Source organism: Pseudomonas moraviensis, from assembly GCF_900105805.1.
In the GTDB taxonomy this organism is placed as follows: domain Bacteria; phylum Pseudomonadota; class Gammaproteobacteria; order Pseudomonadales; family Pseudomonadaceae; genus Aquipseudomonas; species Aquipseudomonas moraviensis_A.
Map to the genome: position 1 here is coordinate 4,637,629 of NZ_LT629788.1, position 22,280 is coordinate 4,659,908.

Consider the following 22,280-nt stretch of genomic DNA (forward strand, 5'->3'; position numbering starts at 1 on the left):
TCGGCGACGGCTAGCAGGGGGCATTGGAGAAACCAGTGCGGGGCCGAATGTACCACCTGAGTTTCGGAGCGTCCAGCCCTGAATACGCAAAAAGCCCCGCGAAGTGCGGGGCTTTTTTTCAGCGTTTTACTGCGACGCTCAGATGTTGGCGTCGAGGAAAGCCGCCAGTTGCGACTTCGACAGTGCGCCGACCTTGGTCGCTTCAACGTTGCCGTTCTTGAACAGCATCAGCGTCGGGATACCACGCACGCCATACTTGGCCGGGGTTTCCTGGTTTTCGTCGATGTTCAGTTTGGCGACGGTCAGCTTGCCTTTGTAGGTCTCGGCAATCTCGTCCAGAACCGGTGCGATCATTTTGCAAGGGCCGCACCATTCAGCCCAGTAGTCGACCAGGACAGCGCCTTCGGCCTCGATTACGTCAGCATCGAAGCTAGCGTCGCTAACGTGTTTGATCAGATCGCTGCTCATGGAGTTCTCCAGGTTGTAAGCAAAAAAACGTGGCCCATCATAGCCGCCCTTCCCTTGTTCCGGAAGCCGCAGATGATTGAGTGTTGCTATGGCCCCTGATGAGTTTGGGTATAGCTCAAGTCACGCCGTGGCGGGAGCGATGAAGGCGATTCCGGTGCGCAGGGCGGCGTTGCGCACGTGTTCCTGCATGGCTTTCTGCGCCGCCCCCGACGCGCGGCGCGCCAGGGCACGGAGGATCTTGCGATGTTCCTGCCAGGTTTCCATGGCGCGCTCGGCGCGGATGAACGGCAGTTTCTGGCTCTCGAGGAAGATCTCGGCGCTGGCGGTGAGAATGCTCAGCATCGCCTGATTGCCGCTGGCCAGGAGGATGCGCCGGTGAAAATCGAAGTCGAGTTTCGCCGCCGCTTCGAAGTCGCCGCCGCGCAATTGCTCGCGCATCGCCGCGACATTGTCTTCCAGCGCATCCAGATCAAACGTACTCAAGGTTGTCGCGGCGAGCCCGGCGGCAAATCCCTCCAGCGCGTAGCGCAACTGAAAGATGTCCAGCGGCGAGGCTTGCGCCGCGAATGGCCAGCCCGGCGCTTCGCCGCGCGACAATTCGACCGGCGACTGCACGAACACGCCCTTGCCCGGCTGAATGCTGACCACGCCCAGTGCACTGAGCGACGACAGCGCTTCACGCAACGATGCCCGGCTGACGCCCAGTTGCAGCGCCAGATCCCGTTGCGAAGGCAACGCGTCGCCGGCACCGAAGCCCTGTTCGGTGATCAGTTTGCGGATCGCTTGCAGCGCCACTTCGGGTACGGCGCGGGAGATCGAATTCATGATGTGCGGACGCGTCAGGGCCAAGGTGCGGCTAGTTGTAAAGCTATTCGTCGAGTCCGGCAAGTCGTGCCCCAGCGGGGTTCGGCGCGCACTGCCGATGCGCCATCGCAGTGCGAAAACCGAGTTGACTGTTCAGACCAGTAAGACCGAACCAAGCCGCTGATGCCGCGGCCTGCCGGGGCGAAATCCGTCTGTTGGCACGGCCCATGCTCTGTCCGATCGCAGCAACCACTTCCCGCCGATCCGGAGATTGTCCATGACCCAGCGTTACAGCGCCCTCCTCGCTTCCCTGTTTGCCGGCCTGCTGCTGTGCCAGGCCCCCGCTCACGCCGACGGTCTGGACGACGTGGTCAAACGCGGCACGCTGAAAGTCGCCGTGCCCCAGGACTTTCCGCCATTCGGCTCGGTCGGCCCGGACATGAAGCCGCGCGGCCTGGACATCGACACGGCGAAACTGCTCGCCGACCAACTCAAGGTCAAACTCGAACTGACCCCGGTCAACAGCACCAACCGCATCCCGTTCCTCACCACCGGCAAAGTCGATCTGGTGATTTCCAGCCTCGGCAAAAACCCCGAGCGTGAGAAAGTCATCGACTTCTCCCGCGCCTATGCGCCGTTCTACCTCGCCGTGTTCGGTCCGCCAGACGCCGCGATCACCAGCCTCGACGACCTCAAGGGCAAGACCATCAGCGTCACCCGGGGCGCCATCGAAGACATCGAGTTGAGCAAAGTCGCCCCCGAAGGCGTGACCATCAAGCGCTTCGAAGACAACAACTCGACCATCGCCGCTTACCTGGCCGGCCAGGTCGATCTGATCGCCAGCGGCAACGTGGTGATGGTTGCCATCAGCGAGAAGAACCCCAAGCGCGTGCCGGCGCTGAAAGTGAAGCTCAAGGACTCGCCGGTTTACGTCGGCGTGAACAAGAACGAAGCGGCGCTGCTGGCCAAGGTCAACGACATCCTGACCACCGCCAAGGCTGACGGCGCACTGGAAAAAAATTCGCAGACCTGGCTGAAAGAGCCGCTGCCGGCCGATCTCTGATCGACTGCGCGGGAGACCTTCATGGCTTATCAGTTCGATTTCATGCCGGTGGTGGAAAACACCGACCTGTTGCTGCGCGGTGCGCTGTTCACCCTTGAGCTGACGGCCATCGGCGCGTTGCTCGGGGTCGGCGTCGGGATTGTCGGGGCGTTGGTGCGGGCGTGGCACATCCGCCCGTTCTCGGCGATCTTCGGCGTCTACGTCGAGTTGATCCGCAACACGCCGTTTCTGGTGCAGTTGTTCTTCATCTTCTTCGGGCTGCCGTCGCTTGGCGTGCAGATTTCCGAGTGGCAGGCGGCGGTGCTGGCGATGGTGATCAACCTCGGCGCCTATTCGACGGAGATCATTCGCGCCGGCATTCAAGCAATCCCACGCGGGCAATTGGAAGCCGCAGCGGCATTGGCGATGACCCGCTTCGAAGCGTTTCGTCATGTGGTCTTGCTGCCGGCGCTGGGCAAGGTCTGGCCGGCGCTGAGCAGCCAGATCATCATCGTCATGCTCGGCTCGGCGGTATGTTCGCAGATCGCCACGGAAGAGCTGAGCTTCGCCGCCAACTTCATTCAGTCGCGCAACTTCCGCGCCTTTGAAACCTATGCGCTGACCACCCTGATCTATCTGTGCATGGCGCTGCTGATCCGCCAGTTGCTCAACTGGTTCGGCCGTCGCTTCATTGCCAGGAGCAGCCAATGAGCGATTTCACTTTCTGGGACATCCTGCGCAATCTGCTCACCGGCCTGCAATGGACACTGGCGCTGTCGCTGGTGGCGTTCATTGGCGGCGGCCTGGTCGGCCTGCTGATTCTGGTCATGCGCATCTCGAAAAACACCCTGCCAAGCAGCATCGCCCGCACCTGGATCGAGCTGTTCCAGGGCACGCCGCTGTTGATGCAATTGTTTCTGGTGTTCTTTGGCGTGGCGTTGGCCGGGATTGAAATTTCGCCGTGGATGGCCGCGGCGATCGCTTTGACCTTGTTCACCAGCGCCTATCTGGCGGAGATCTGGCGCGGTTGCGTCGAGGCGATTCCCCACGGTCAGTGGGAAGCCTCATCGAGCTTGGCGCTCAATCCGCTCGAGCAGTTGCGCTACGTGATTCTGCCGCAAGCGCTACGCATCGCCGTGGCGCCGACCGTGGGGTTCTCGGTGCAAGTGGTCAAAGGCACAGCGGTGACATCGATCATCGGTTTCACCGAACTGACCAAGACCGGCGGCATGCTCGCCAACGCCACATTCGAACCGTTCATGGTCTACGGCCTCGTCGCCCTCGGCTACTTCCTGCTCTGCTACCCCTTGTCCCTCAGCGCGCGCTACCTGGAAAGGAGACTGCATGCCTCTGCTTAGAATTTCCGCCCTGCATAAATACTACGGCGATCACCACGTGCTCAAAGGCATCGACCTCAGTGTCGAGGAAGGCCAGGTGGTGGCGATCATCGGCCGCAGCGGCTCGGGCAAATCGACCCTGTTGCGCACCCTCAATGGCCTGGAGTCGATCAACGATGGCGTGATCGAAGTCGACGGCGAGTACCTCGATGCCGCCCGTGCCGATCTGCGCAGCCTGCGGCAAAAGGTCGGCATGGTCTTTCAACAGTTCAACCTGTTCCCGCACCTGACCGTCGGCGAAAACGTCATGCTCGCGCCGCAAGTGGTGCAGAAAGTGCCCAAGGCCAGGGCAGCCGAACTGGCGCGGGAAATGCTCGAACGAGTCGGGCTCGGGGAGAAATTCGATGCCTTCCCGGACCGCCTGTCCGGCGGCCAGCAGCAGCGGGTGGCGATTGCCCGGGCCTTGGCGATGTCGCCGAAGGTGTTGCTGTGCGACGAAATCACCTCGGCACTCGACCCGGAACTGGTCAATGAAGTGCTCAGCGTGGTGCGGCAACTGGCCAAGGAAGGCATGACGCTGATCATGGTCACCCACGAGATGCGCTTCGCCCGGGAAGTCGGCGACAAACTGGTGTTCATGCACCATGGCAAGGTGCATGAGGTGGGCGATCCAAAGGTGCTGTTCGCCAATCCGCAGACGGCGGAGCTGGCGAACTTTATTGGCACCGTGGAAGCGACAGCCTGAAGATTTTCTGAGGCAGTGATGCCCTCTTCGCGAGCAGGCTCGCTCCCACATGGGAATGCGCTCACCTGTGGGAGCGAGCCTGCTCGCGAATGGCCGCGCCGCGATCTCCAGACTTTCTGTGCTGAATCAAGGCTTTGCGCCATGCGCGTTGGCGTCAGCGTTTGATCGTGGCACGATGTCGGGGTTATCGACCGAGACCCCCTGACCATGCCGCAATCCCAAGCCAAGAATCTGTCCCTGATCGCCGCAATCGACCTGGGCTCCAACAGCTTTCACATGGTCGTGGCCAAGGCCCGGAACGGCGAAATCCGCATCCTCGAACGCCTTGGCGAGAAGGTCCAACTGGCCGCCGGCATCGACGATGCGCGCCAGCTCAATGAAGAATCGATGCAGCGCGGCCTCGATTGCCTCAAGCGCTTTGCCCAACTGATCAACGGTATGCCCCTGGGCGCCGTGCGCATCGTCGGCACCAACGCCCTGCGCGAAGCGCGCAACCGTGGCGAGTTCATCCGCCGAGCCGAGGAAATCCTCGGCCATACCGTCGAAGTCATCTCTGGCCGTGAAGAAGCGCGCCTGATCTATCTGGGCGTGTCGCACACGCTCGCCGATACGCCGGGCAAACGTTTGGTCGCCGACATTGGCGGCGGCAGTACCGAATTCATCATTGGCCAGCGCTTCGAGCCATTGCTGCGCGAAAGCCTGCAGATGGGCTGCGTGAGTTTCACCCAGCGCTACTTCAAGGACGGCAAGATCACCCCGGCCCGCTACGCCCAGGCGTATACGGCGGCGCGGCTGGAAATCATGAGCATCGAACACGCTCTGCATCGCCTGACCTGGGATGAGGCCATCGGCTCCTCCGGTACGATTCGCGCCATCGGTCTGGCACTGAAGGCCGGCGGCCATGGCAGCGGTGAGGTCAACGCCGAAGGCCTGGCGTGGCTCAAGCGCAAGCTGTTCAAACTGGGCGACGCCGACAAGATCGATTTCGAAGGCATCAAGCCAGATCGCCGGGCGATCTTCCCGGCGGGTCTGGCGATTCTCGAAGCGATTTTCGATGCCCTCGAACTGCAACGCATGGATCACTGCGACGGCGCGCTGCGCGAAGGCGTGCTCTATGACCTGCTCGGTCGCCACCATCACGAAGACGTGCGCGAACGCACCCTGACCTCGCTCATGGAGCGCTATCACGTCGATCTGGAACAGGCGGCGCGGGTCGAGCGCAAAGCCCTGCATGCGTTCGATCAGGTCGCTGTGGACTGGGAGCTGGACGACGGCATCTGGCGCGAACTGCTCGGCTGGGCGGCGAAAGTGCACGAAGTCGGGCTCGACATCGCTCACTATCACTACCACAAGCACGGTGCCTACCTGATCGAGCACTCTGACCTGGCCGGCTTCTCCCGCGAGGATCAGCAGATGCTCGCGCTGCTGGTACGCGGGCACCGCCGCAACATTCCCAAGGACAAATTCGCCGAGTTCGGCGATGACGGCATCAAGCTGATTCGCCTGTGCGTGCTGCTGCGTTTTGCGATTCTGTTCCATCACATTCGCGGAACCCAGGCGATGCCGCAGGTGGTCCTGCATGCCGAGGGTGACAGCCTGGATGTGGAGTTTCCCGAGAACTGGCTGGAGGAGAACCAGCTGACCCAGGCGGATTTCGCGCTGGAGGCGGACTGGTTGACGCGGGTGGGCATCGTTCTCACGGTGCACTGATCTGCGTTGCAGGAACTGCCGCAGGCTGCGGTCTTTGATCTTGCCTTTAAAGATCAAGATCAAAAGATCGCAGCCACGTTGCACTCGACAGCTCCTACAGGCCATTCCAGGCACAAAAAAGGCGATCCGTCGGGATCGCCTTTTTTATTGGGTCCGGTTTGAGGAACTGCGTGAGCCTTGCCCCTCACCCCAGCCCTCTCCCGAGGGAGAGGGAGCCGATTTGTGGGCTTTTTAAATCCTGAGTTCGACTCGGTCAGTCCCCTCTACCTCCGGGAGAGGGTTAGGGTGAGGGGCTTTTGACTTCCAGCACTTAACTGCTAACGGGCAATATCGGGCTGCCCAACCGCTCCAGCAACGTGGCCTGCGCACTGCGCGGGTTCTGGTTGCCGGTGGGCGTGTTGCGAATGTAGCGGCCGTCCGACTGCAGGCTCCAGCTGTGGGTGTTGTCGGTCAGGTACAGCTCCAGCTCTTTCTTGACCCGGGTCAGCAGCTTCTTGCCTTCCACCGGGAAGCAGGTCTCGACACGCTTGTCGAGGTTGCGCTCCATCCAGTCGGCGCTGGAGAGGAACATCTGCTCGTCGCCGCCGTTGAGGAAGTAGAACACCCGCGTGTGCTCGAGGAAGCGGCCAATGATCGAGCGCACATGAATATTGTGCGAGACCCCGGCAATGCCCGGACGCAGGCAGCACATGCCGCGCACCACCAGATCGATGCGCACGCCGGACTGGCTGGCCTTGTACAGCGCACGGATGATCTTCGGATCGGTCAGCGAGTTGAACTTGGCGATGATGTGCGCCGGTTTGCCTTCGAGGGCGAACTGGGTTTCGCGGGCAATCATGTCGAGCATGCCCTTCTTCAGGGTGAACGGCGCGTGCAGCAGCTTTTTCATGCGCAGCGTCTTGCCCATGCCGATCAACTGGCTGAACAGCTTGCCGACGTCTTCGCACAAAGCGTCGTCAGAGGTCAGCAGGCTGTAGTCGGTATAGAGCTTGGCGTTACCGGCGTGATAGTTACCGGTGCCGAGGTGCGCGTAACGGACGATCTCGCCAGCCTCACGGCGCAGGATCAGCATCATCTTGGCGTGAGTCTTGAAGCCGACCACACCGTAGATCACCACTGCACCGGCCGCTTGCAGACGGCTGGCCAGTTGCAGGTTGGACTCTTCATCGAAGCGCGCGCGCAACTCGATCACCGCGGTGACTTCCTTGCCGTTACGCGCGGCGTCCACCAGCGCATCGACGATCTCGGAATTGGCGCCGGAGCGGTACAGCGTTTGCCGTACGGCGAGCACGTGCGGGTCTTTCGCCGCCTGGCGCAGCAGGTCGACCACCGGGGTGAACGACTCGAACGGGTGCAGCAGGAGGATGTCCTGCTTGCTGACCACACTGAAAATGTTTTCGCTGTTCTGCAGCAGTTTCGGGATCTGCGGGGTGAACGGCGTGTATTGCAGCTCCGGATGGCTGTCCAGACCGGTGATGCTGAACAGCCGCGTCAGGTTGACCGGGCCGTTGACCTGATACAGCTCGGTCTCGCTCAGGTTGAACTGCTTGAGCAGGTAGTCCGAGAGGTGTTTCGGGCAGGTGTCGGCGACTTCCAGACGCACCGCGTCACCGTAGCGCCGCGAGAACAGCTCGCCACGCAGGGCGCGGGCCAGGTCTTCGACATCTTCGGAGTCGAGGGCCAGGTCGGCGTTTCGGGTCAGGCGGAACTGGTAGCAGCCCTTGACCTTCATGCCCTGGAACAGGTCATCGGCGTGAGCGTGGATCATCGACGACAGGAACACATAGTTGTCGCCGGCGCCGCCGACTTCTTCCGGCACCTTGATGATCCGTGGCAGCAGACGCGGCGCCGGAATGATCGCCAGACCGGAGTCGCGCCCGAAGGCGTCGATGCCTTCGAGCTCGACGATGAAGTTCAGGCTCTTGTTCACCAGCAGCGGGAACGGGTGCGTCGGGTCGAGGCCGATCGGAGTGATGATCGGGGCGATTTCGTCGCGGAAATAACGACGTACCCAGGTCTTGAGCTTGGTGGTCCAGTTGCGCCGACGGATGAAGCGCACCTGATGCTTTTCCAGCTCGGGCAGGAGGATGTCGTTGAGGATCGCGTACTGACGGTCGACGTGACCGTGGACCAGCTCGCTGATCCGCGCCAGCGCCTGATGCGGCTGCAAGCCGTCAGCGCCGGCCTGTTCACGGGCGAAGGTGATCTGCTTTTTCAGCCCGGCAACGCGGATTTCGAAGAATTCGTCGAGGTTGCTGGAGAAGATCAGCAGGAATTTCAGCCGCTCCAGCAACGGGTAGGACTCGTCCAGCGCCTGTTCCAGCACGCGGATATTGAACTGCAATTGCGAAAGCTCGCGGTGGATGTACAGGCTGCTGTCATCCAGGCCGGGAATGGCGATCGCCGGCACCGCCGCGGCAGTTTCGGCAACCGGCGCGGGTGGCGCAGGTTCCATTTCCGGCGGGGTTTCGGTGATCTGCTCGACCACCGGCTGAGCTTCTTTTACGGCAACTTCAGTGAGTCCTTCGGTATTCATGGAATGTTCCTGGGAGGGCTATTTCTGCTCTCGTAACAATTGAGCGGCACGAACGGCAAAGTAAGTCAGGATGCCATCTGCACCGGCACGTTTAAAGGCGGTCAGTGACTCGAGGATCACCGCTTCGCTCAACCAGCCATTCTGGATAGCGGCCATGTGCATGGCGTATTCGCCACTGACCTGATAGACGAAAGTCGGCACCTTGAAGGCATCTTTGACCCGAAAAAGAATGTCCAGGTAGGGCATGCCCGGTTTGACCATGACCATGTCCGCGCCTTCGGACAAGTCCGCACCGACCTCGTGCAGCGCTTCGTCGCTGTTGGCCGGATCCATCTGGTAAGAGGCCTTGTTGGCCTTGCCGAGATTCGACGCCGACCCCACCGCATCGCGGAACGGGCCGTAGTAGGCGCTGGCGTATTTGGCCGAGTAGGCCATGATGCGCACGTTGACGTGACCGGCTGTTTCCAGCGCTTCACGAATGGCCTGGATGCGGCCGTCCATCATGTCCGATGGCGCGACGACCTGAGCGCCGGCCTCAGCGTGGGACAGCGCCTGACGTACCAGCGCATCGACGGTGATGTCGTTCTGCACGTAGCCGTCTTCGTCGAGAATGCCGTCCTGACCATGGGTGGTGAACGGGTCCAGCGCCACGTCGGTGATCACCCCCAGTTCAGGGAAGCGCTCGCGCAGAGCGCGAGTGGCACGCTGGGCGATACCTTCGCGATTCCACGCTTCGGCGGCATCCAGGGATTTCAGTTCGGGCGGAGTGACCGGGAACAGCGCCAGCGCTGGAATCCCCAGCTCGACCCACTTCGCCGCTTCTTCCAGCAGCAGATCAATCGTCAGCCGCTCGACGCCCGGCATCGAGGCTACGGCTTCGCGGCGATTCTCACCGTCGAGCACAAATACCGGCAGGATCAGGTCATCGACCGTCAGCACGTTTTCACGCACCAGCCGCCGGGAAAAATCATCACGACGATTGCGACGCAGGCGGGTGGCGGGAAACAGACGATTGGCGGGGGTAAAGCTCACGGCAGACTCCTGAGCCCGGGCAAACGGGCGAGCGTGACAGTTATAGACGGCCATTATGACCAACAGATGACAGTTGTGTGAGACCTGTGACGGGTAGCCGCTTTCCATTCTCGGTGTAGGAATTGTTCACGTCGAGACACATTTGGACACTTTCATGAATGTGCCCGAAGGGTTAGGCTGCGCGTTCATTTCGCCAGCACCCAGACAATGCTCCAACAATTTCTGCACGACTTTGGCTACTTTGCCTTGTTTCTCGGCACGTTCTTCGAAGGCGAAACCATCCTGGTGCTCGCAGGCTTCCTCGCGTTCCGTGGATACATGGACATCAACCTGGTGGTGGTCGTGGCGTTCTTTGGCAGTTACGCCGGCGATCAGCTGTGGTACTTCCTGGGGCGCAAGCACGGGCGCAAGTTGCTCGCGCGCAAACCGCGCTGGCAGATGATGGGCGACCGCGCGCTGGAGCACATCCGCAAGCATCCGGACATCTGGGTCCTGAGCTTCCGTTTCGTCTACGGCCTGCGCACGGTGATGCCGGTGGCGATCGGTCTGTCCGGCTATCCGCCGGGACGCTACTTGCTGCTCAATGGTATCGGCGCGGCGATCTGGGCCAGTGCACTGGCTGCTGCGGCTTACCACTTCGGCGCAGTACTGGAAGGCATGCTCGGCAGCATCAAGAAGTATGAGCTGTGGGTGCTCGGTGCGTTGCTGATCCTCGGCCTGGGTCTGTGGCTGCGGCGCCGCTTCAAGAATGCGCAGTTGGCGAAGAAGATCTATGAGGATGAGCAGATCGCCAAAGCCGCCGCGGCCGAGCAGTTGCGTCAGGCCGAAGCGACCCATCCCGCGGAGCCTAAAACGCCAGCCGAATAAGCCTCGCGCTGGCGGCTGACGCGCGCAGCCAAGGCAAATAATGAACACCCCGCCGCCGTTGCGATCCATTGAGAGAGCGCTCTGCCCCCGCGTGCGTCGCCCATGCCCCTATGGCAACGCGTGACGATTTAAGGGACATTGAGCGCCATGAATCTGGAGAGAAGCCCATGAGCAAAAAAGTTGCAGTGATCCTGTCCGGCAGTGGCGTGTACGACGGCGCCGAAATCCAGGAAAGTGTCATCACCCTGTTGCGCCTCGACCAGCGCGGCGCGCAGGTACAGTGCTTCGCGCCGAACATTGCGCAACTGCATGTGATCAATCACCTGACCGGCGAAGAAATGCCGGAATCGCGCAACGTGCTGGTGGAGTCGGCGCGGATTGCCCGCGGCAACGTCAAGGATATCCGCGACGCCGATGTCGAGGACTTCGATGCGCTGATTGTCCCCGGCGGTTTCGGTGCGGCGAAAAACCTGTCTAACTTCGCCATCGAAGGTGCCGGTTGCACCGTGCAACCTGAGGTGCTCGCCCTGGCCGAGGCGTTTGCCGAAGCGGGCAAACCGGTCGGGCTGATCTGCATCTCCCCGGCGCTGGCAGCAAAAATCTACGGCCCCGGGGTGACCTGCACCATCGGCAACGACGCCGACACCGCTGCGGCAATGAACAAAATGGGCGCCACCCACGAAGAGTGCGCCGTCACCGACATCGTCGAAGACAAGGCGCGCAAACTGGTGACCACCCCGGCGTACATGCTGGCGCAGACCATCAGCGAAGCGGCTTCGGGCATCAACAAACTGGTCGACCGTGTGCTCGAACTGACCCACGAAAACGACGCCTGACACGGTCTACTGTAGGAGTGAGCCTGCTCGCGATGGCGGTGTGCAGGCAACATATCTGTTGGATGATCGACCGCTATCGCGAGCAGGCTCACTCCTACAAGGGCTGTGTATTGGGCTCAGGGTTTGCGGGTGAGCCGAGTCAGAATCCGGTCCAAAGCATTGGCAAACGCCTGCTTCTCGCGCTCGCCAAATGGCGCCGGGCCGCCGCTCATCTGGCCCTGTTCGCGCAAATCGGTAAACAGATTCCGCACCGCCAGACGCTCGCCCATGTTCTGCGCATCGAACTCCTTGCCGCGCGGATCCAGCGCCGCCACGCCCTTCTTCACCAGCCGATCGGCCAATGGAATATCGCTGCAGATCACCAGCTCACCCGGCACCGCGTGCTCGACCAGATAATCATCGGCCGCGTCCGGCCCGCTCGGCACTACGATCAGTTTGACGATGGCCAAGCCCGGTTTGATCTGCGGCTGCCCGGCCACCAGGTCCACTTCGAACTGGCGCTTGAGGGCGAACTTCACCACCAGATCCTTCGCCGCCCGCGGACAGGCGTCGGCATCGATCCATACACGCATGTTCTTGCCTCCAAAAAATTCGCGAGCAGGCTCGCTCCCACAGGATACAGACCGAACCTGTGGGAGCGAGCCTGCTCGCGAATATGAGCGCAGCGAATGCTTTCAGGCAGCCGAAACCCGGCGCCTCTCCGCCACCCAACTTCGCCCATACAGCACAGCAATCGCCACAATCGCCACTACCTGCGCAATCAGCGAATAGGCATCGGCGTGGATCCCCAGCCAGTCGAATTCAAAGAACGCCACCGGCCGCGTGCCGAAGATCCCGGCTTCCTGCAAGGCCTTCACGCCGTGCCCGGCGAAGACCACCGACAACGCGCACAGCAGCGCGGCGTTGATGCTGAAGAACAAGGTCAGCGGCAGTTTCGCCGAGCCACGCAGAATCACCCAGGCCAGACCGACCAACAAAACCAGAGCGGTCGCGCCGCCGGCCAGCACGGCGTTGTGCCCGGCAGGCCCGGCCTGCAACCACAGGGTTTCGTAGAACAGGATCACCTCGAACAGCTCGCGGTACACCGAGAAAAACGCGAGGATCGCGAAGCCGAAACGTCCCCCGCCGCCGACCAGGCTGCTCTTGATGTAATCCTGCCAGGCCGCGGCATGACGCCGGTCATGCATCCACACCCCAAGCCACAGCACCATGACGCTGGCAAACAGCGCAGTGGCGCCTTCCAGCAACTCACGCTGCGAACCGCTGACATCGATCACATAAGCGGCCAGTGCCCAGGTGCCCAGGCCCGCCAGCAATGCCAGCCCCCAACCCACGTTGACGCTGCGCACCGCTGACTGCTGGCCGGTATTGCGCAGGAAAGCGAGGATCGCCGCCAGCACCAGAATCGCTTCCAGGCCTTCACGCAGCAGGATCAGCAGGCCGGAGATGTAGCTCAGCGACCAGCTCAAGCCATCGCTGCCCAACAGGCCGGCGGACTCCTTGAGCTTGGCCTTGGCCGCGTCCAGACGCTGCTCGGCCTGCTCGACGGGCAGGCCGTCCTGCAGCGACTGCCGATACGCCATCAAGGATTTTTCGGTGTCCTTGCGCACGTTGGCATCGACGTTATCCAGCGAGCTTTCCACCAGTTCGAAGCCTTCCAGATACGCCGCTACCGACAGGTCATAGGCCTGATCGTGCTCACCGGCGCGATAGGCCGCGAGGCTCTTGTCCAGCGTGGCGGCGGTGTAATCGAGCAACTGCGCCGGGCCGCGTTTGACCTGCGGTGGTTGTGCGCGCTGGGCACGGAATGTCGCCGCGATCTCTGCGCCCTCGGCTGCCTGCACCTCGGCCGGGGTCTGGCGGGCCAGATCGGCGATGTTGTAGACCTTGGCGGACTTGGCCGCTGCCGCATCGGCACTGAAGCCGGCGATATAAGTAGCCAGATCCCAACGCTGGCGATCATCGAGCTGATCGGCGAACGCCGGCATGTCGGTGCCTTCGACGCCTTGGCCAAGGGTGCTGTAGATCGCGTACAGGCTCAGGTGATCCATGCGCGCGGCGTCGCGCAGGTTGGCTGGCGCGGGGGTCAGGCCGACGCCGGCCGGGCCGTCGCCAGCACCAGTGTCGCCGTGGCACACCGAGCAATTTTGCGCATACAAAGGCGCACCGCGTGTCGGGTCCGGGGTAATGATCGGCGCTTGGCTGACTTCATACGCCACAGCCAGCTTCGCTCCCAGTTGCCGGGCCTGACGCGCGACATCAGCGCCGTCCTGCTTCGCACTGATCGCGGCGTACAAAGACTTCACGCCCTGCTCGAGCGCGACTTTTTCGGGTTTGGCTGGCAATGCGGTGATCAAGCCTTGCAGAACCTGGGTGAACTCCAGCTGTTCACGGTATTCGCCATCGTCGATGACCTTGCCTGCCGCGACCGTCGGCGGGTAGTCGGCACTGATGTAATCGAGCAGGTGCAACGCTTGCGGCGCGCCTTCCACGGTATCGGCCAGCAGCGGCAGGCTGCTCAGGGACAACAACGGGAACAGCAGCCAGGCCAGCAATCGGGACGAGGCAGTCATGAACGAATCTCAAATGGAAATGCGAAGTTACATATTGTTCACTTCGCAGACGTTTCTCTCAAGCTTTGTCGGTGCTTACAGGGAATGATTCATATCGTTGAAGCGATGTGCCACCATCGGCTCCAATAACGTAAATGCTCCCGCTTTGTTCAAGGAAGACCCCACTCAATGCGCCCTTGCCTTCTGCTTCCCCTGCTGCTGACCGCTATTACGCAACTGGCGGGTTGCGCGGCTTATCGCAATTACGATCTGGAGCTGGAACAGACCACCGAGCAATTGAAGCAAGGCAATGTCGCCGGCTCACTGGCTTTGCTTGAAACACATAACCCGGACGAGCAAAAAGATCTGCTCTATTACTTCGAGAAAGGCGCGGTGTTGAGTGCGGGCGGCGAACTGCCCCAGAGTCAGGCGGCATGGCGCAGTGCCGAGCAAATGGTGGTCGAGCGCCAGGACACCATTGAAACCACCGGCGACAAACTCTTGGCTGCCATGGGTGATCACTGGGGCAGCATCATCAATGACAAGTTGCGCCGCTACGAGGGGTATGACTATGAAAAAGTCATGCTGACCACGCAGATGGCCCTCAACCAGCTGGCCGTGAATGATTTCGACGGCGCCCGCGCCGACATCAAGAAGACCCATGAACGCGAAGCGCTGATCGCCCGGCAGCGCGAGCTTGAATATGAGCGCGTCGAAGAGGTAGCGAAAAAGCAGGGCGTGCGCGTGCACTACAAGGACCTGCAGGGCTATCCGGTAGTCATGCTGGACGCGCAGGCGGTGATCGCCTTGAAGAACGGTTACCAGAGCGCGTTCAGTCACTACCTCGCGGGCTTTACCTATGAAGCGCTCGGGGAAAAGAATCTCGCCGCGCCGGGCTATCGCCAGGCCATCGAATTACGCCCGGACCTGCCGTTCTTCCAGCAGGCATTGCGTGACCTCGACAGTCCCGGCCTCAAGGGTGACGAAAGTGACGTGCTGATCATCGTGCAAAGCGGCCTCGCTCCTGCACGCAGTTCGCTGCGTGTGCCGTACCCGGTGAAGCTGGCAGACGGTCAGGTCATTGTCGCCAACATCTCGTTCCCGGTGATGGTGCCCGACACTTCAACGCCGTCGTTCAATCAGATCGGCATCGATGGACGGCAGAAGAAACTGATACCGGTCAACAGCATCACCGACATGTCCTTGCGTACGCTGCGCGATGACATGCCCGGCATCATCCAGCGCACCACCTACCGAGCCTTTCTGGCAGCCGATGTGCAAGCCACCGACAACCGACGCGACCCGAGCAAAGCATCGTACGTGACCCATTGGGATGGTTTCGAACAGGCCGATACGCGTACCTGGCGCACACTGCCCAACCTGACTCAGGTGCTGCGCCTGCGCCTGAAGAAAGGCGAACACGCGATCACCCTGCCCCACGTCAACAACGCCGCGCCGCTGAAGATCCGGATTGATCAGAACCGCCAGGTCATCACCCTGCGCGCCCTCGGCGATCGGGTTTTCGCCAATGGCAGCGCGTTCGGACCCGGTAAAACAGCGGCCGAACGCGTCGTGAGCAAGTTGCCTAAGTGATGGCACGACCGTTCGTTAAGCCATCAAAAAGACATTACATAGCCACCACCCAACGCTTATAATGCCGCGCCCTCGCCCAGCGAGCCGGCACCAAAGCTCCTCTCCCGTGAGGAATTGGCAGGAGGCCAGTGCCGCCGTCGATAGGTCACACCAGCCCGACCAGCACCCGCGGCTGCAAGTTTTCGTCACTCAGGGAAGAAGTACCCATGGCATTCCGCGCTCCCATGCTGCTCGCGCTCAGCGCCGTCACGCTGTTGTCCGGCTGTGCAGCGTTTCGCAACTACGATTCCGAACTGGCCCAGACCAACCAGCAACTGGCTTCCGGCAACGTCGACGCTGCTCTGACCCTGCTGGAAAAAAACAACACCGGCACCGATAAAGACCTGCTCTATTACTTCGAGAAAGGCGAACTGCTGCGCGCCAAGGGCGACCTGTCGGGCAGCCAGAACGCCTGGGGCAGCGCCGATCAGGTGGTCGGTCAGTGGGAAGACGCGGTCAAGCTCGACTCGGCCAAGTACCTGGCACAGTTCGGCAGCTTCATCGTCAACGACAAGGTGCGCCGCTACGAAGGCTATGACTATGAAAAAGTCATGCTGACCACGCAGATGGCCCTGAACCTGTTGGCGGTCAACGATTTCGATGGCGCCCGCACTGCGATCAAAAAGACCCACGAACGCGAAGCGGTGATCGCCGACCTGCGCGACAAGGAATACCTCAAGAGCGAAGAACAGGCCGAGAAGGAAGGCATCAAGACCCAGTACAAGGATCTGCAGGGTTATCCGGTGGCCAGCCTCGACGCACCGGAAGTGGTCGGCCTGAAAAACAGCTACCAGAGTGCGTTCAGCCATTATCTCGCCGGCTTCGTCTACGAAGCTCTGGGCGAGAAGGATCTGGCTGCGCCGGGTTATCGCAAAGCCGCCGAACTGCGCCCAAACACACCGCTGCTCGAGCAGGCGCTGGTCAATCTCGACAAGCCTTCGAAGTCTGACGACAGCGACATTCTGATCGTGGTCCAGAGCGGTCTTGCCCCGGCGCGCGACTCGATTCGCGTACCGCTGCCGCTGCCGATTTCCAACAACGTGGTGATCACCCCGTTGTCGTTCCCGATCATCAAACCGGACACCTCCACCGCGCCGTTTGCGCAGATCGGCGTCGACGGCAAGCAGGTCGACCTGACCGCGCTGAACAGCACCACCGCCATGTCCCGCCGCGCCCTGCGCGATGACATGCCGGGGATCATCGTCCGCACCACCGTACGCGCGATCACCAAAGGCGTGGCGCAGAAGCAGATCAACGAAACCAACCCGCTGGCCGGCCTCGCCGTAGGCATTTCTTCAGCAGTGCTCGAAGGTGCCGATACCCGTACATGGCGCACCCTGCCGGACAACACCCAAGTGGTGCGTCTGCGCCTGAAAAAGGGGGAGCATCAGGTTACCCTGCCGAGCGCCGTCGGCGGCTCGGTGGTCAGGGTCACCGTCGATCAGCGCTATCAAGTGGTCAGCCTGCGTGCCGTGGGCAACCAGGTATTCGCTGGCGGCATCGCTGCCCACGTAATGCCGAGCGCTGGCGCGACCAACGTCGCCAGCCTCAAACAACCTTAAGAACGGAGTCTTTGCAATGCGCTTGAAGATCATCGCCGTCGCCGCCCTCGCCTTGCTGGCAGGCTGCGCCACCCCGCCACCGCCAGAGCCGGGCAGCGCCGCGAGCAAAGTCGTGGCCATGGGCCCGCAGAAACACATCGTCGTCGGCGCCATGCGCGTCGCTCGCGAAAACGGCTTCATGACCGTCAACGTGCAGCTGAGCAACACCCTCAACAGCAACAAGATCTTCTACTACCGCTTCGCCTGGCTTGGCGCCGAAGGTTTCCCGGTTGCCGAAGAAGAAGTCTGGAAAAGCCAGATGATGTACGGCGCCCAGACCAGCTTCATTCAGGCCATCGCCCCGACCCCGAAAGCCGTGGATTTCCGTTTGGAAATCAAGACGCCTTAAGCCCGCCACCCTATTTCTGATTGAGAGAGCTTTCTCATGTTTGCACGCTTTTCCTGCATCGCCGTCATCGCCCTGCTCGCCTCCGGTTGCGCCAACACCTCGCCGACTCTGGGCAGCAAGAACATCAGCTACGGCGACACCAAAGCGGTTGAAACCGTGACCAACGAATTCGGTTCGACCGACCTGCAAATGATCGCCGAGTCGATGACCCGCTCGCTGGCCCAGTCCGGCATCCTGCAGGGCCGTCCGGTGGTTCAGGTCTACGACGTGAAGAACAAGACCAGCGAGTACATCGACACTCGCGAAATCACCACCAGCATCAAAACGCAGTTGATGAAGACCGGTGTCGCGCGCTTCGCCAGCGACAACAATGCGATGCAGAGCCAGGTTGATCAGCTCAAGCTGCAGAACCAGAGCGGTCTGTACAAGAAAAGCACCGTGGCCAAGACCGGCAACATGATCGCTGCCAAGTACCGCATCGAAGGTTCGATCAGCTCGATCGTCAAGCGCAGCAGCGATTACAAGGACGTCTTCTACAAATTCAGCCTGCAGTTGATCGACGTTGAAAGCGGTCTGGCCGAGTGGATGGACGAAAAAGAGATCCGCAAAACCACGGAGCGTTAATCGATGCGCACATGGATTGGCATGATGGCCCTGGCTTGCGCGTTCAGCGTGCAGGCGGCCCCGAAAGTGGCGGTGACGGATCTGGCGTATCAGGAGCGCGTGGAGCAATACATCCACATCGTTTCGGCGCAGAGCAATCACCGCGAGAGTTACTACAGCGCCAGCGGATCTTCGAGCTACAACGAGATCGAAGCGACCACCAGCTACATCGAACAGGGCGAGTTGCGCAAATTCACCGGCGACATCAAGGGTGAAATCCTCCGTACCGGCATGTTCCAGCTGGTGCAGGGCACGCCGTACACCGCGTCCTCCAAGGGCGATGTGTATGACGTGATCAAGCGCATCAAGGCCGGCAACTTCAAAGGCGCCGACTACGTGCTGTTCGGCACCGTGTCCGACATCGATTTCACCCAGGACATCAACGAGCTGGCGCACACCGACAGCTATTCGGCAGTGCTGGGCCTGACGCTGGTGGCGGATTTCAGCCTGATCAACACCAAAACCTACGAGATCACCTCGGCCTTCACGGCGATGGGTGAAGCGCAGGACACCAAACTGGTGAACCATCGCGACATCAAGATCTCGCTGAACCGCCCTCGAGTGGTGCGTGAGGTGTCCAAAGCTTTGGGCGAAGACGTGGCCGGGCAATTGAGCATGCAACTCGGTGGCGGTGACGCTTATGAGCAGCCGCGTGAAGCGCCGCAGCGCAATAATCTGCCGCGTGATACGGCGCCGGTGATCCTGCGCTGACTGACCGAGAGAAACAAAAAAGGCGACCCGCAAAGGTCGCCTTTTTTCTGCCCGGGCGGTTTACGCCGCCGCTTTGCGCAACGTCGCCATGAACGCCGCCGCGCCAATGAACAATCCGGCAAAGGTGCGGTTCATGCGCTTCTGCTGCTTGGGCGTGCGCAACAGGCGCAGCACCTTCGACGCCAGCCCGGTGTAGCCGGCCATGACGATCAGATCGACGAACACCATGGTCACGCCGATCACCACATATTGAATCAGCAGCGGCGCGTGAGGGTTGATGAACTGCGGCAACACCGCGAGCATGAATATCAAAGCCTTGGGGTTGCTGATGTTCACCAGAAAGCCACGGAATACCAAGGCCAGCGGCTTGCCGATCGGCCGCACCGCGGCGTCATCGCTCATGTCCATGGGCAGCGCCCGCCACTGCTTGATCGCCAGATAAACCAGATAGGCAACGCCGAACCATTTGATCGCGTGGAACGCCGTGGCCGAAGCGGTGAGCACAGCGCCAACACCCGCGCCGACAATCGCGATCTGCATCGCCAGACCGATCTGCAGGCCCAGCGCGTTCCAATAGCCGCGCCAGAACCCGTATTGCAGGCCGCTGGACATCGACGCAATGGCGCCCGCGCCCGGGGACAGACTGATCACCCAGCAGGCGGCAAAGAATGCCAGCCATGTTTGAAGCTCCATCGCATACCTCGCCTGATGCTTGTGACAAATGCCTAAGCTAATGCGGCTTCGTGGGGATGACTACCGATTTCTTGCTGAATGTTGCAGGTGTTGCTGATGGCCCCTTCGCGAGCAGGCTCGCTCCCACAGGAGAACGCATTTCAAACGTGGGAGCGAGCCTGCTCGCGAAGGCGTCCGAACCGACGACGTGAAAGCTACTTCTCGAACCCGCTCGACGGAAACACATCGGTCCCGCGCCAACGCCGCACCGAACGCTGGAAGAACAGGCTGTTGGGCACCTGCACCATGGCGCTGCCGGTGCCCAACTCTTCGGCTTCGACCAGCGTGGTGTAGAGCAGATTGATCGCGATCACCCGACCTTTGACGCCAGGCTTGTCGGTGGTGTCCACCAGCTCGACTACGTCGCCGAGGCGGAACGGCCCGACGGTGAAGATGAGAATCGCGCACAGCAGGTTCGACAGCACGCTCCACATGGCGAAGAACGCCACCGCCGCCACCGCGACAAAACCCGATAGCGCCGTCCACAACACCGTGGCGGAGACGCCAAGGCGCTCGAGCACGAAGAGCAGCGCGCTGCCCATGATCAGCCAGCGCAACACGCCGCGCAGTGGCATCAGCAATTGCGGCGGGAACGGATAGCGCTCACCCAGGCGAGTCAGGCCTTTGGCAACGAAACGCTGGGTCAGGTAACCGGCCAGCAGAATCAGCAGAATCTGCGCGGTGAACCAGATCGGCTCGACCCATACCGCCGAGAACGGCAGCTTGAAGGCTTCCATCAGGACAACGCCTCCAGCTCCGCCTGCATGCTTTCCAAGGTTTCCAGCGCTTCCATCCAGGCCTCTTCCAGCTCGGCTTCACGCACCTTCAGTTTCGCCTGCTCGGCCAGCAGATCGCGCAATTCGTTCTTGCGCGCCGGCTCGTAGATATCGCTGTCACCGAGGCTGGCATCGACCTTGGCGAGTTTCTCGTGAAGCTTGCCCAGTTCAGCTTCAAGCTTGTCGGCCTCGCGCTTGTGCGGTGCCAGTTGCTGACGCAACGCTGCCGCTGCCTGACGCTGAGCTTTCTTGTCAGTCTTGTCCGGATTGACCGGCGTGTTGCTGACCGGCGCATTGCGCTGGCGGTATTCCACCAGCCAGCGCGCGTAGTCTTCGAGGTCGCCATCGAACTCTTCGACCTTGCCGTCGGCGACCAGATAGAAATTATCGGTGGTGCTCTTGAGCAAGTGCCGGTCGTGAGACACCACCAGCACCGCACCGCTGAATTCCTGCAGAGCCATGGTCAGCGCCAGGCGCATTTCCAGGTCGAGGTGGTTGGTCGGTTCGTCGAGCAGCAGCAGGTTCGGCCGTTCCCAGGCGATCAAGGCGAGGGCCAGACGGGCCTTCTCGCCACCGGAGAAATTCAGCACCGGCTCATCGATGCGCGCCCCCCGGAAGTCGAAGCCGCCGAGGAAGTCACGCAAAGTCTGCTCGCGCTCACCCGGCGCCAAACGCTGCAAGTGCAGCAACGGGCTGGCCTTGGAATCCAGCGAGTCGAGCTGATGCTGGGCGAAGTAGCCGACCACGGTGTTCTCGCCACGGGTCAGGCGTCCGGCCAGCGGTTCGAGCTCGCCGGCGAGGTTCTTGATCAGCGTCGATTTGCCCGCGCCGTTCGGCCCGAGCAGACCGATCCGCGCACCTGGGGTGAGTTGCAGCTTGACCTTCTCGAGGATGGTCTTGTCGCCATAACCCAGGCGTGCATCGGACAGATCGATGAGCGGGCTGGAGATCTTCGTCGACTCGCGGAAGACGAAGTCGAACGGCGAATCGACGTGGGCCGCCGACAATTCTTCCATGCGCTCCAGCGCCTTGATCCGGCTCTGCGCCTGACGGGCCTTGGTCGCTTGCGCCTTGAAGCGAGCGATGTAGCTTTCCATGTGCGCACGCTGCGCCTGCTGCTTCTCGTAGGCCTGTTGCTGCTGGGCCAGACGCTCGGCACGGGCGCGTTCGAACGCGGTGTAGCCGCCACGGTAGAGGGTCAGTTTGCGCTGATCGACATGCGCGACGTGATCGACCACCTCATCGAGGAAATCGCGGTCGTGGGAAATCAGCAGCAAGGTGCCCGGATAACTCTTCAGCCACTCTTCCAGCCAGATGATCGCATCGAGGTCCAAGTGGTTGGTCGGTTCGTCGAGCAGCAGCAGATCCGATGGGCACATCAGCGCCTGCGCCAGATTCAGACGCATCCGCCAGCCACCGGAGAAATCGCCTACCTGGCGGTCCATCTGCTCGTTGGTGAAGCCAAGACCAGCGAGCAGCTTGCGCGCCCGCGCATCGGCGGTGTAACCGTCGGCACTGTCGAGTTCGGCATGCAGGCGCGCCAGCGCGGTGCCGTCGTGCGCCTCCTCGGCGGCGGCAAGCTCGCGCTGCACCTCGCGCAGACGCAGGTCGCCATCGAGCACATAATCGACCGCAAGGCGCTCGAGGGTGTCGACCTCCTGACGCATGTGCGCGATGCGCCAGTCGGCCGGCAGCAGGCAGTCGCCCGAATCCGGGTGCAACTCGCCGCGCAGCAAGGCGAACAGGCTGGATTTGCCGGCACCGTTGGCGCCGATGAGGCCGGCTTTGTGGCCGGCGTGCAGGGTCAGCTCGGCGTCTTCTAGCAGACGTTGCGGGCCACGCTGTAAAGTCAGGTTCTGAAGTCGGATCATAATGGCGGCGGAGTCT

The 22,280-nt window shown here is 61.5% G+C and carries 21 protein-coding genes; 12 read left to right on the forward strand and 9 right to left on the reverse strand.

All coding sequences use genetic code 11. The features are described 5' to 3' along the window. Positions 1-138: 138 nt before the first annotated feature. Together trxA and BLU71_RS20815 are read right to left on the reverse strand one after the other, a co-directional pair. On the reverse strand, positions 139-468 hold the full coding sequence (gene trxA / locus BLU71_RS20810) for a thioredoxin TrxA (RefSeq protein ID WP_065616337.1): 330 nt from the start codon (positions 466-468) through the stop codon (positions 139-141). Between the two features lie 120 nt (positions 469-588). Beyond that, positions 589-1,293, reverse strand: coding sequence for a FadR/GntR family transcriptional regulator (locus BLU71_RS20815; protein WP_042607141.1), 705 nt, complete (start codon positions 1,291-1,293; stop codon positions 589-591). A 256-nt stretch (positions 1,294-1,549) separates the two neighbouring features. On the opposite strand from BLU71_RS20815, the gene BLU71_RS20820 reads away from it, so the two are divergent. From BLU71_RS20820 to ppx, 5 genes are all read left to right on the forward strand, one after another. Next, on the forward strand, positions 1,550-2,335 hold the full coding sequence (locus BLU71_RS20820; RefSeq protein WP_083353795.1) for a transporter substrate-binding domain-containing protein: 786 nt from the start codon (positions 1,550-1,552) through the stop codon (positions 2,333-2,335). Between the two features lie 21 nt (positions 2,336-2,356). Beyond that, a complete protein-coding gene (locus BLU71_RS20825) occupies positions 2,357-3,025 on the forward strand; it encodes an amino acid ABC transporter permease (protein WP_083353796.1) in 669 nt (222 codons plus the stop codon). After that, complete coding sequence (locus tag BLU71_RS20830) at positions 3,022-3,672, forward strand: amino acid ABC transporter permease (RefSeq protein ID WP_016772621.1); 651 nt, start codon at positions 3,022-3,024, stop codon at positions 3,670-3,672. The genes BLU71_RS20825 and BLU71_RS20830 overlap by 4 nt, the downstream gene beginning before the upstream one ends. Beyond that, the gene (locus BLU71_RS20835) at positions 3,659-4,396 is read left to right on the forward strand and encodes an amino acid ABC transporter ATP-binding protein (RefSeq protein ID WP_042607089.1); all 738 of its coding nucleotides are present in this window, start codon (positions 3,659-3,661) and stop codon (positions 4,394-4,396) included. Before BLU71_RS20830 ends, BLU71_RS20835 begins: the two co-directional genes overlap by 14 nt. Positions 4,397-4,603: 207 nt before the next feature. Next, positions 4,604-6,106, forward strand: a complete 1,503-nt coding sequence (gene ppx, locus BLU71_RS20840; protein ID WP_042607090.1) for an exopolyphosphatase — start codon at positions 4,604-4,606, stop codon at positions 6,104-6,106. 310 nt (positions 6,107-6,416) lie between these two features. Here ppx and ppk1 read toward each other — a convergent pair whose 3' ends face one another. Both ppk1 and hemB read right to left on the reverse strand, forming a co-directional pair. Beyond that, a complete protein-coding gene (gene ppk1, locus BLU71_RS20845; protein WP_042607091.1) occupies positions 6,417-8,642 on the reverse strand; it encodes a polyphosphate kinase 1 in 2,226 nt (741 codons plus the stop codon). Between the two features lie 18 nt (positions 8,643-8,660). Next, a complete protein-coding gene (gene hemB / locus BLU71_RS20850; RefSeq protein WP_083353797.1) occupies positions 8,661-9,674 on the reverse strand; it encodes a porphobilinogen synthase in 1,014 nt (337 codons plus the stop codon). 207 nt (positions 9,675-9,881) lie between these two features. Between hemB and BLU71_RS20855 the strand changes: the two genes are divergently transcribed. Together BLU71_RS20855 and elbB are read left to right on the forward strand one after the other, a co-directional pair. Further along, on the forward strand, positions 9,882-10,541 hold the full coding sequence (locus tag BLU71_RS20855) for a DedA family protein (protein ID WP_065616339.1): 660 nt from the start codon (positions 9,882-9,884) through the stop codon (positions 10,539-10,541). 167 nt (positions 10,542-10,708) lie between these two features. Beyond that, entirely contained in the window at positions 10,709-11,377 is a 669-nt protein-coding gene (gene elbB, locus BLU71_RS20860) for an isoprenoid biosynthesis glyoxalase ElbB (protein WP_042607094.1), read from the forward strand. Positions 11,378-11,493: 116 nt separating this feature from the next. Here the strand turns inward: elbB and BLU71_RS20865 are convergent, their stop codons facing one another. After that, positions 11,494-11,949: a YaiI/YqxD family protein gene (locus BLU71_RS20865; protein ID WP_083353798.1), complete on the reverse strand. Its 456-nt coding sequence runs from the start codon at positions 11,947-11,949 to the stop codon at positions 11,494-11,496. Between the two features lie 102 nt (positions 11,950-12,051). Further along, positions 12,052-13,950, reverse strand: a complete 1,899-nt coding sequence (locus BLU71_RS20870; RefSeq protein WP_083353799.1) for an FTR1 family protein — start codon at positions 13,948-13,950, stop codon at positions 12,052-12,054. A 168-nt stretch (positions 13,951-14,118) separates the two neighbouring features. Here BLU71_RS20870 and BLU71_RS20875 point away from each other — a divergent pair, with 168 nt between their 5' ends. From BLU71_RS20875 to BLU71_RS20895, 5 genes are all read left to right on the forward strand, one after another. Then, a complete protein-coding gene (locus tag BLU71_RS20875; protein ID WP_083353800.1) occupies positions 14,119-15,522 on the forward strand; it encodes a COG3014 family protein in 1,404 nt (467 codons plus the stop codon). A gap of 206 nt (positions 15,523-15,728) precedes the next feature. Further along, on the forward strand, positions 15,729-17,123 hold the full coding sequence (locus BLU71_RS20880; protein WP_042607098.1) for a COG3014 family protein: 1,395 nt from the start codon (positions 15,729-15,731) through the stop codon (positions 17,121-17,123). A gap of 16 nt (positions 17,124-17,139) precedes the next feature. Then, positions 17,140-17,511 (forward strand): YcfL family protein, encoded by a 372-nt coding sequence (locus BLU71_RS20885; RefSeq protein ID WP_016772611.1) that lies wholly within the window; start codon positions 17,140-17,142, stop codon positions 17,509-17,511. A gap of 36 nt (positions 17,512-17,547) precedes the next feature. After that, positions 17,548-18,135 carry a penicillin-binding protein activator LpoB gene (gene lpoB, locus BLU71_RS20890; protein WP_039757415.1) on the forward strand — a complete coding sequence of 196 codons (588 nt, stop codon included), beginning with the start codon at positions 17,548-17,550 and terminating at the stop codon, positions 18,133-18,135. A 3-nt stretch (positions 18,136-18,138) separates the two neighbouring features. After that, a complete protein-coding gene (locus BLU71_RS20895) occupies positions 18,139-18,885 on the forward strand; it encodes a penicillin-binding protein activator LpoB (RefSeq protein WP_083353801.1) in 747 nt (248 codons plus the stop codon). A gap of 60 nt (positions 18,886-18,945) precedes the next feature. Here BLU71_RS20895 and BLU71_RS20900 read toward each other — a convergent pair whose 3' ends face one another. The 3 genes from BLU71_RS20900 to BLU71_RS20910 all read right to left on the reverse strand — a co-directional run bounded on the left by BLU71_RS20900 (position 18,946) and on the right by BLU71_RS20910 (position 22,264). Continuing rightward, entirely contained in the window at positions 18,946-19,578 is a 633-nt protein-coding gene (locus tag BLU71_RS20900; protein WP_083353802.1) for a LysE family transporter, read from the reverse strand. Positions 19,579-19,772: 194 nt separating this feature from the next. Further along, entirely contained in the window at positions 19,773-20,354 is a 582-nt protein-coding gene (locus tag BLU71_RS20905) for a mechanosensitive ion channel family protein (RefSeq protein ID WP_083353803.1), read from the reverse strand. Beyond that, complete coding sequence (locus BLU71_RS20910) at positions 20,354-22,264, reverse strand: ATP-binding cassette domain-containing protein (RefSeq protein WP_016772606.1); 1,911 nt, start codon at positions 22,262-22,264, stop codon at positions 20,354-20,356. Before BLU71_RS20910 ends, BLU71_RS20905 begins: the two co-directional genes overlap by 1 nt. Between the last annotated feature and the right edge of the window lie 16 nt (positions 22,265-22,280).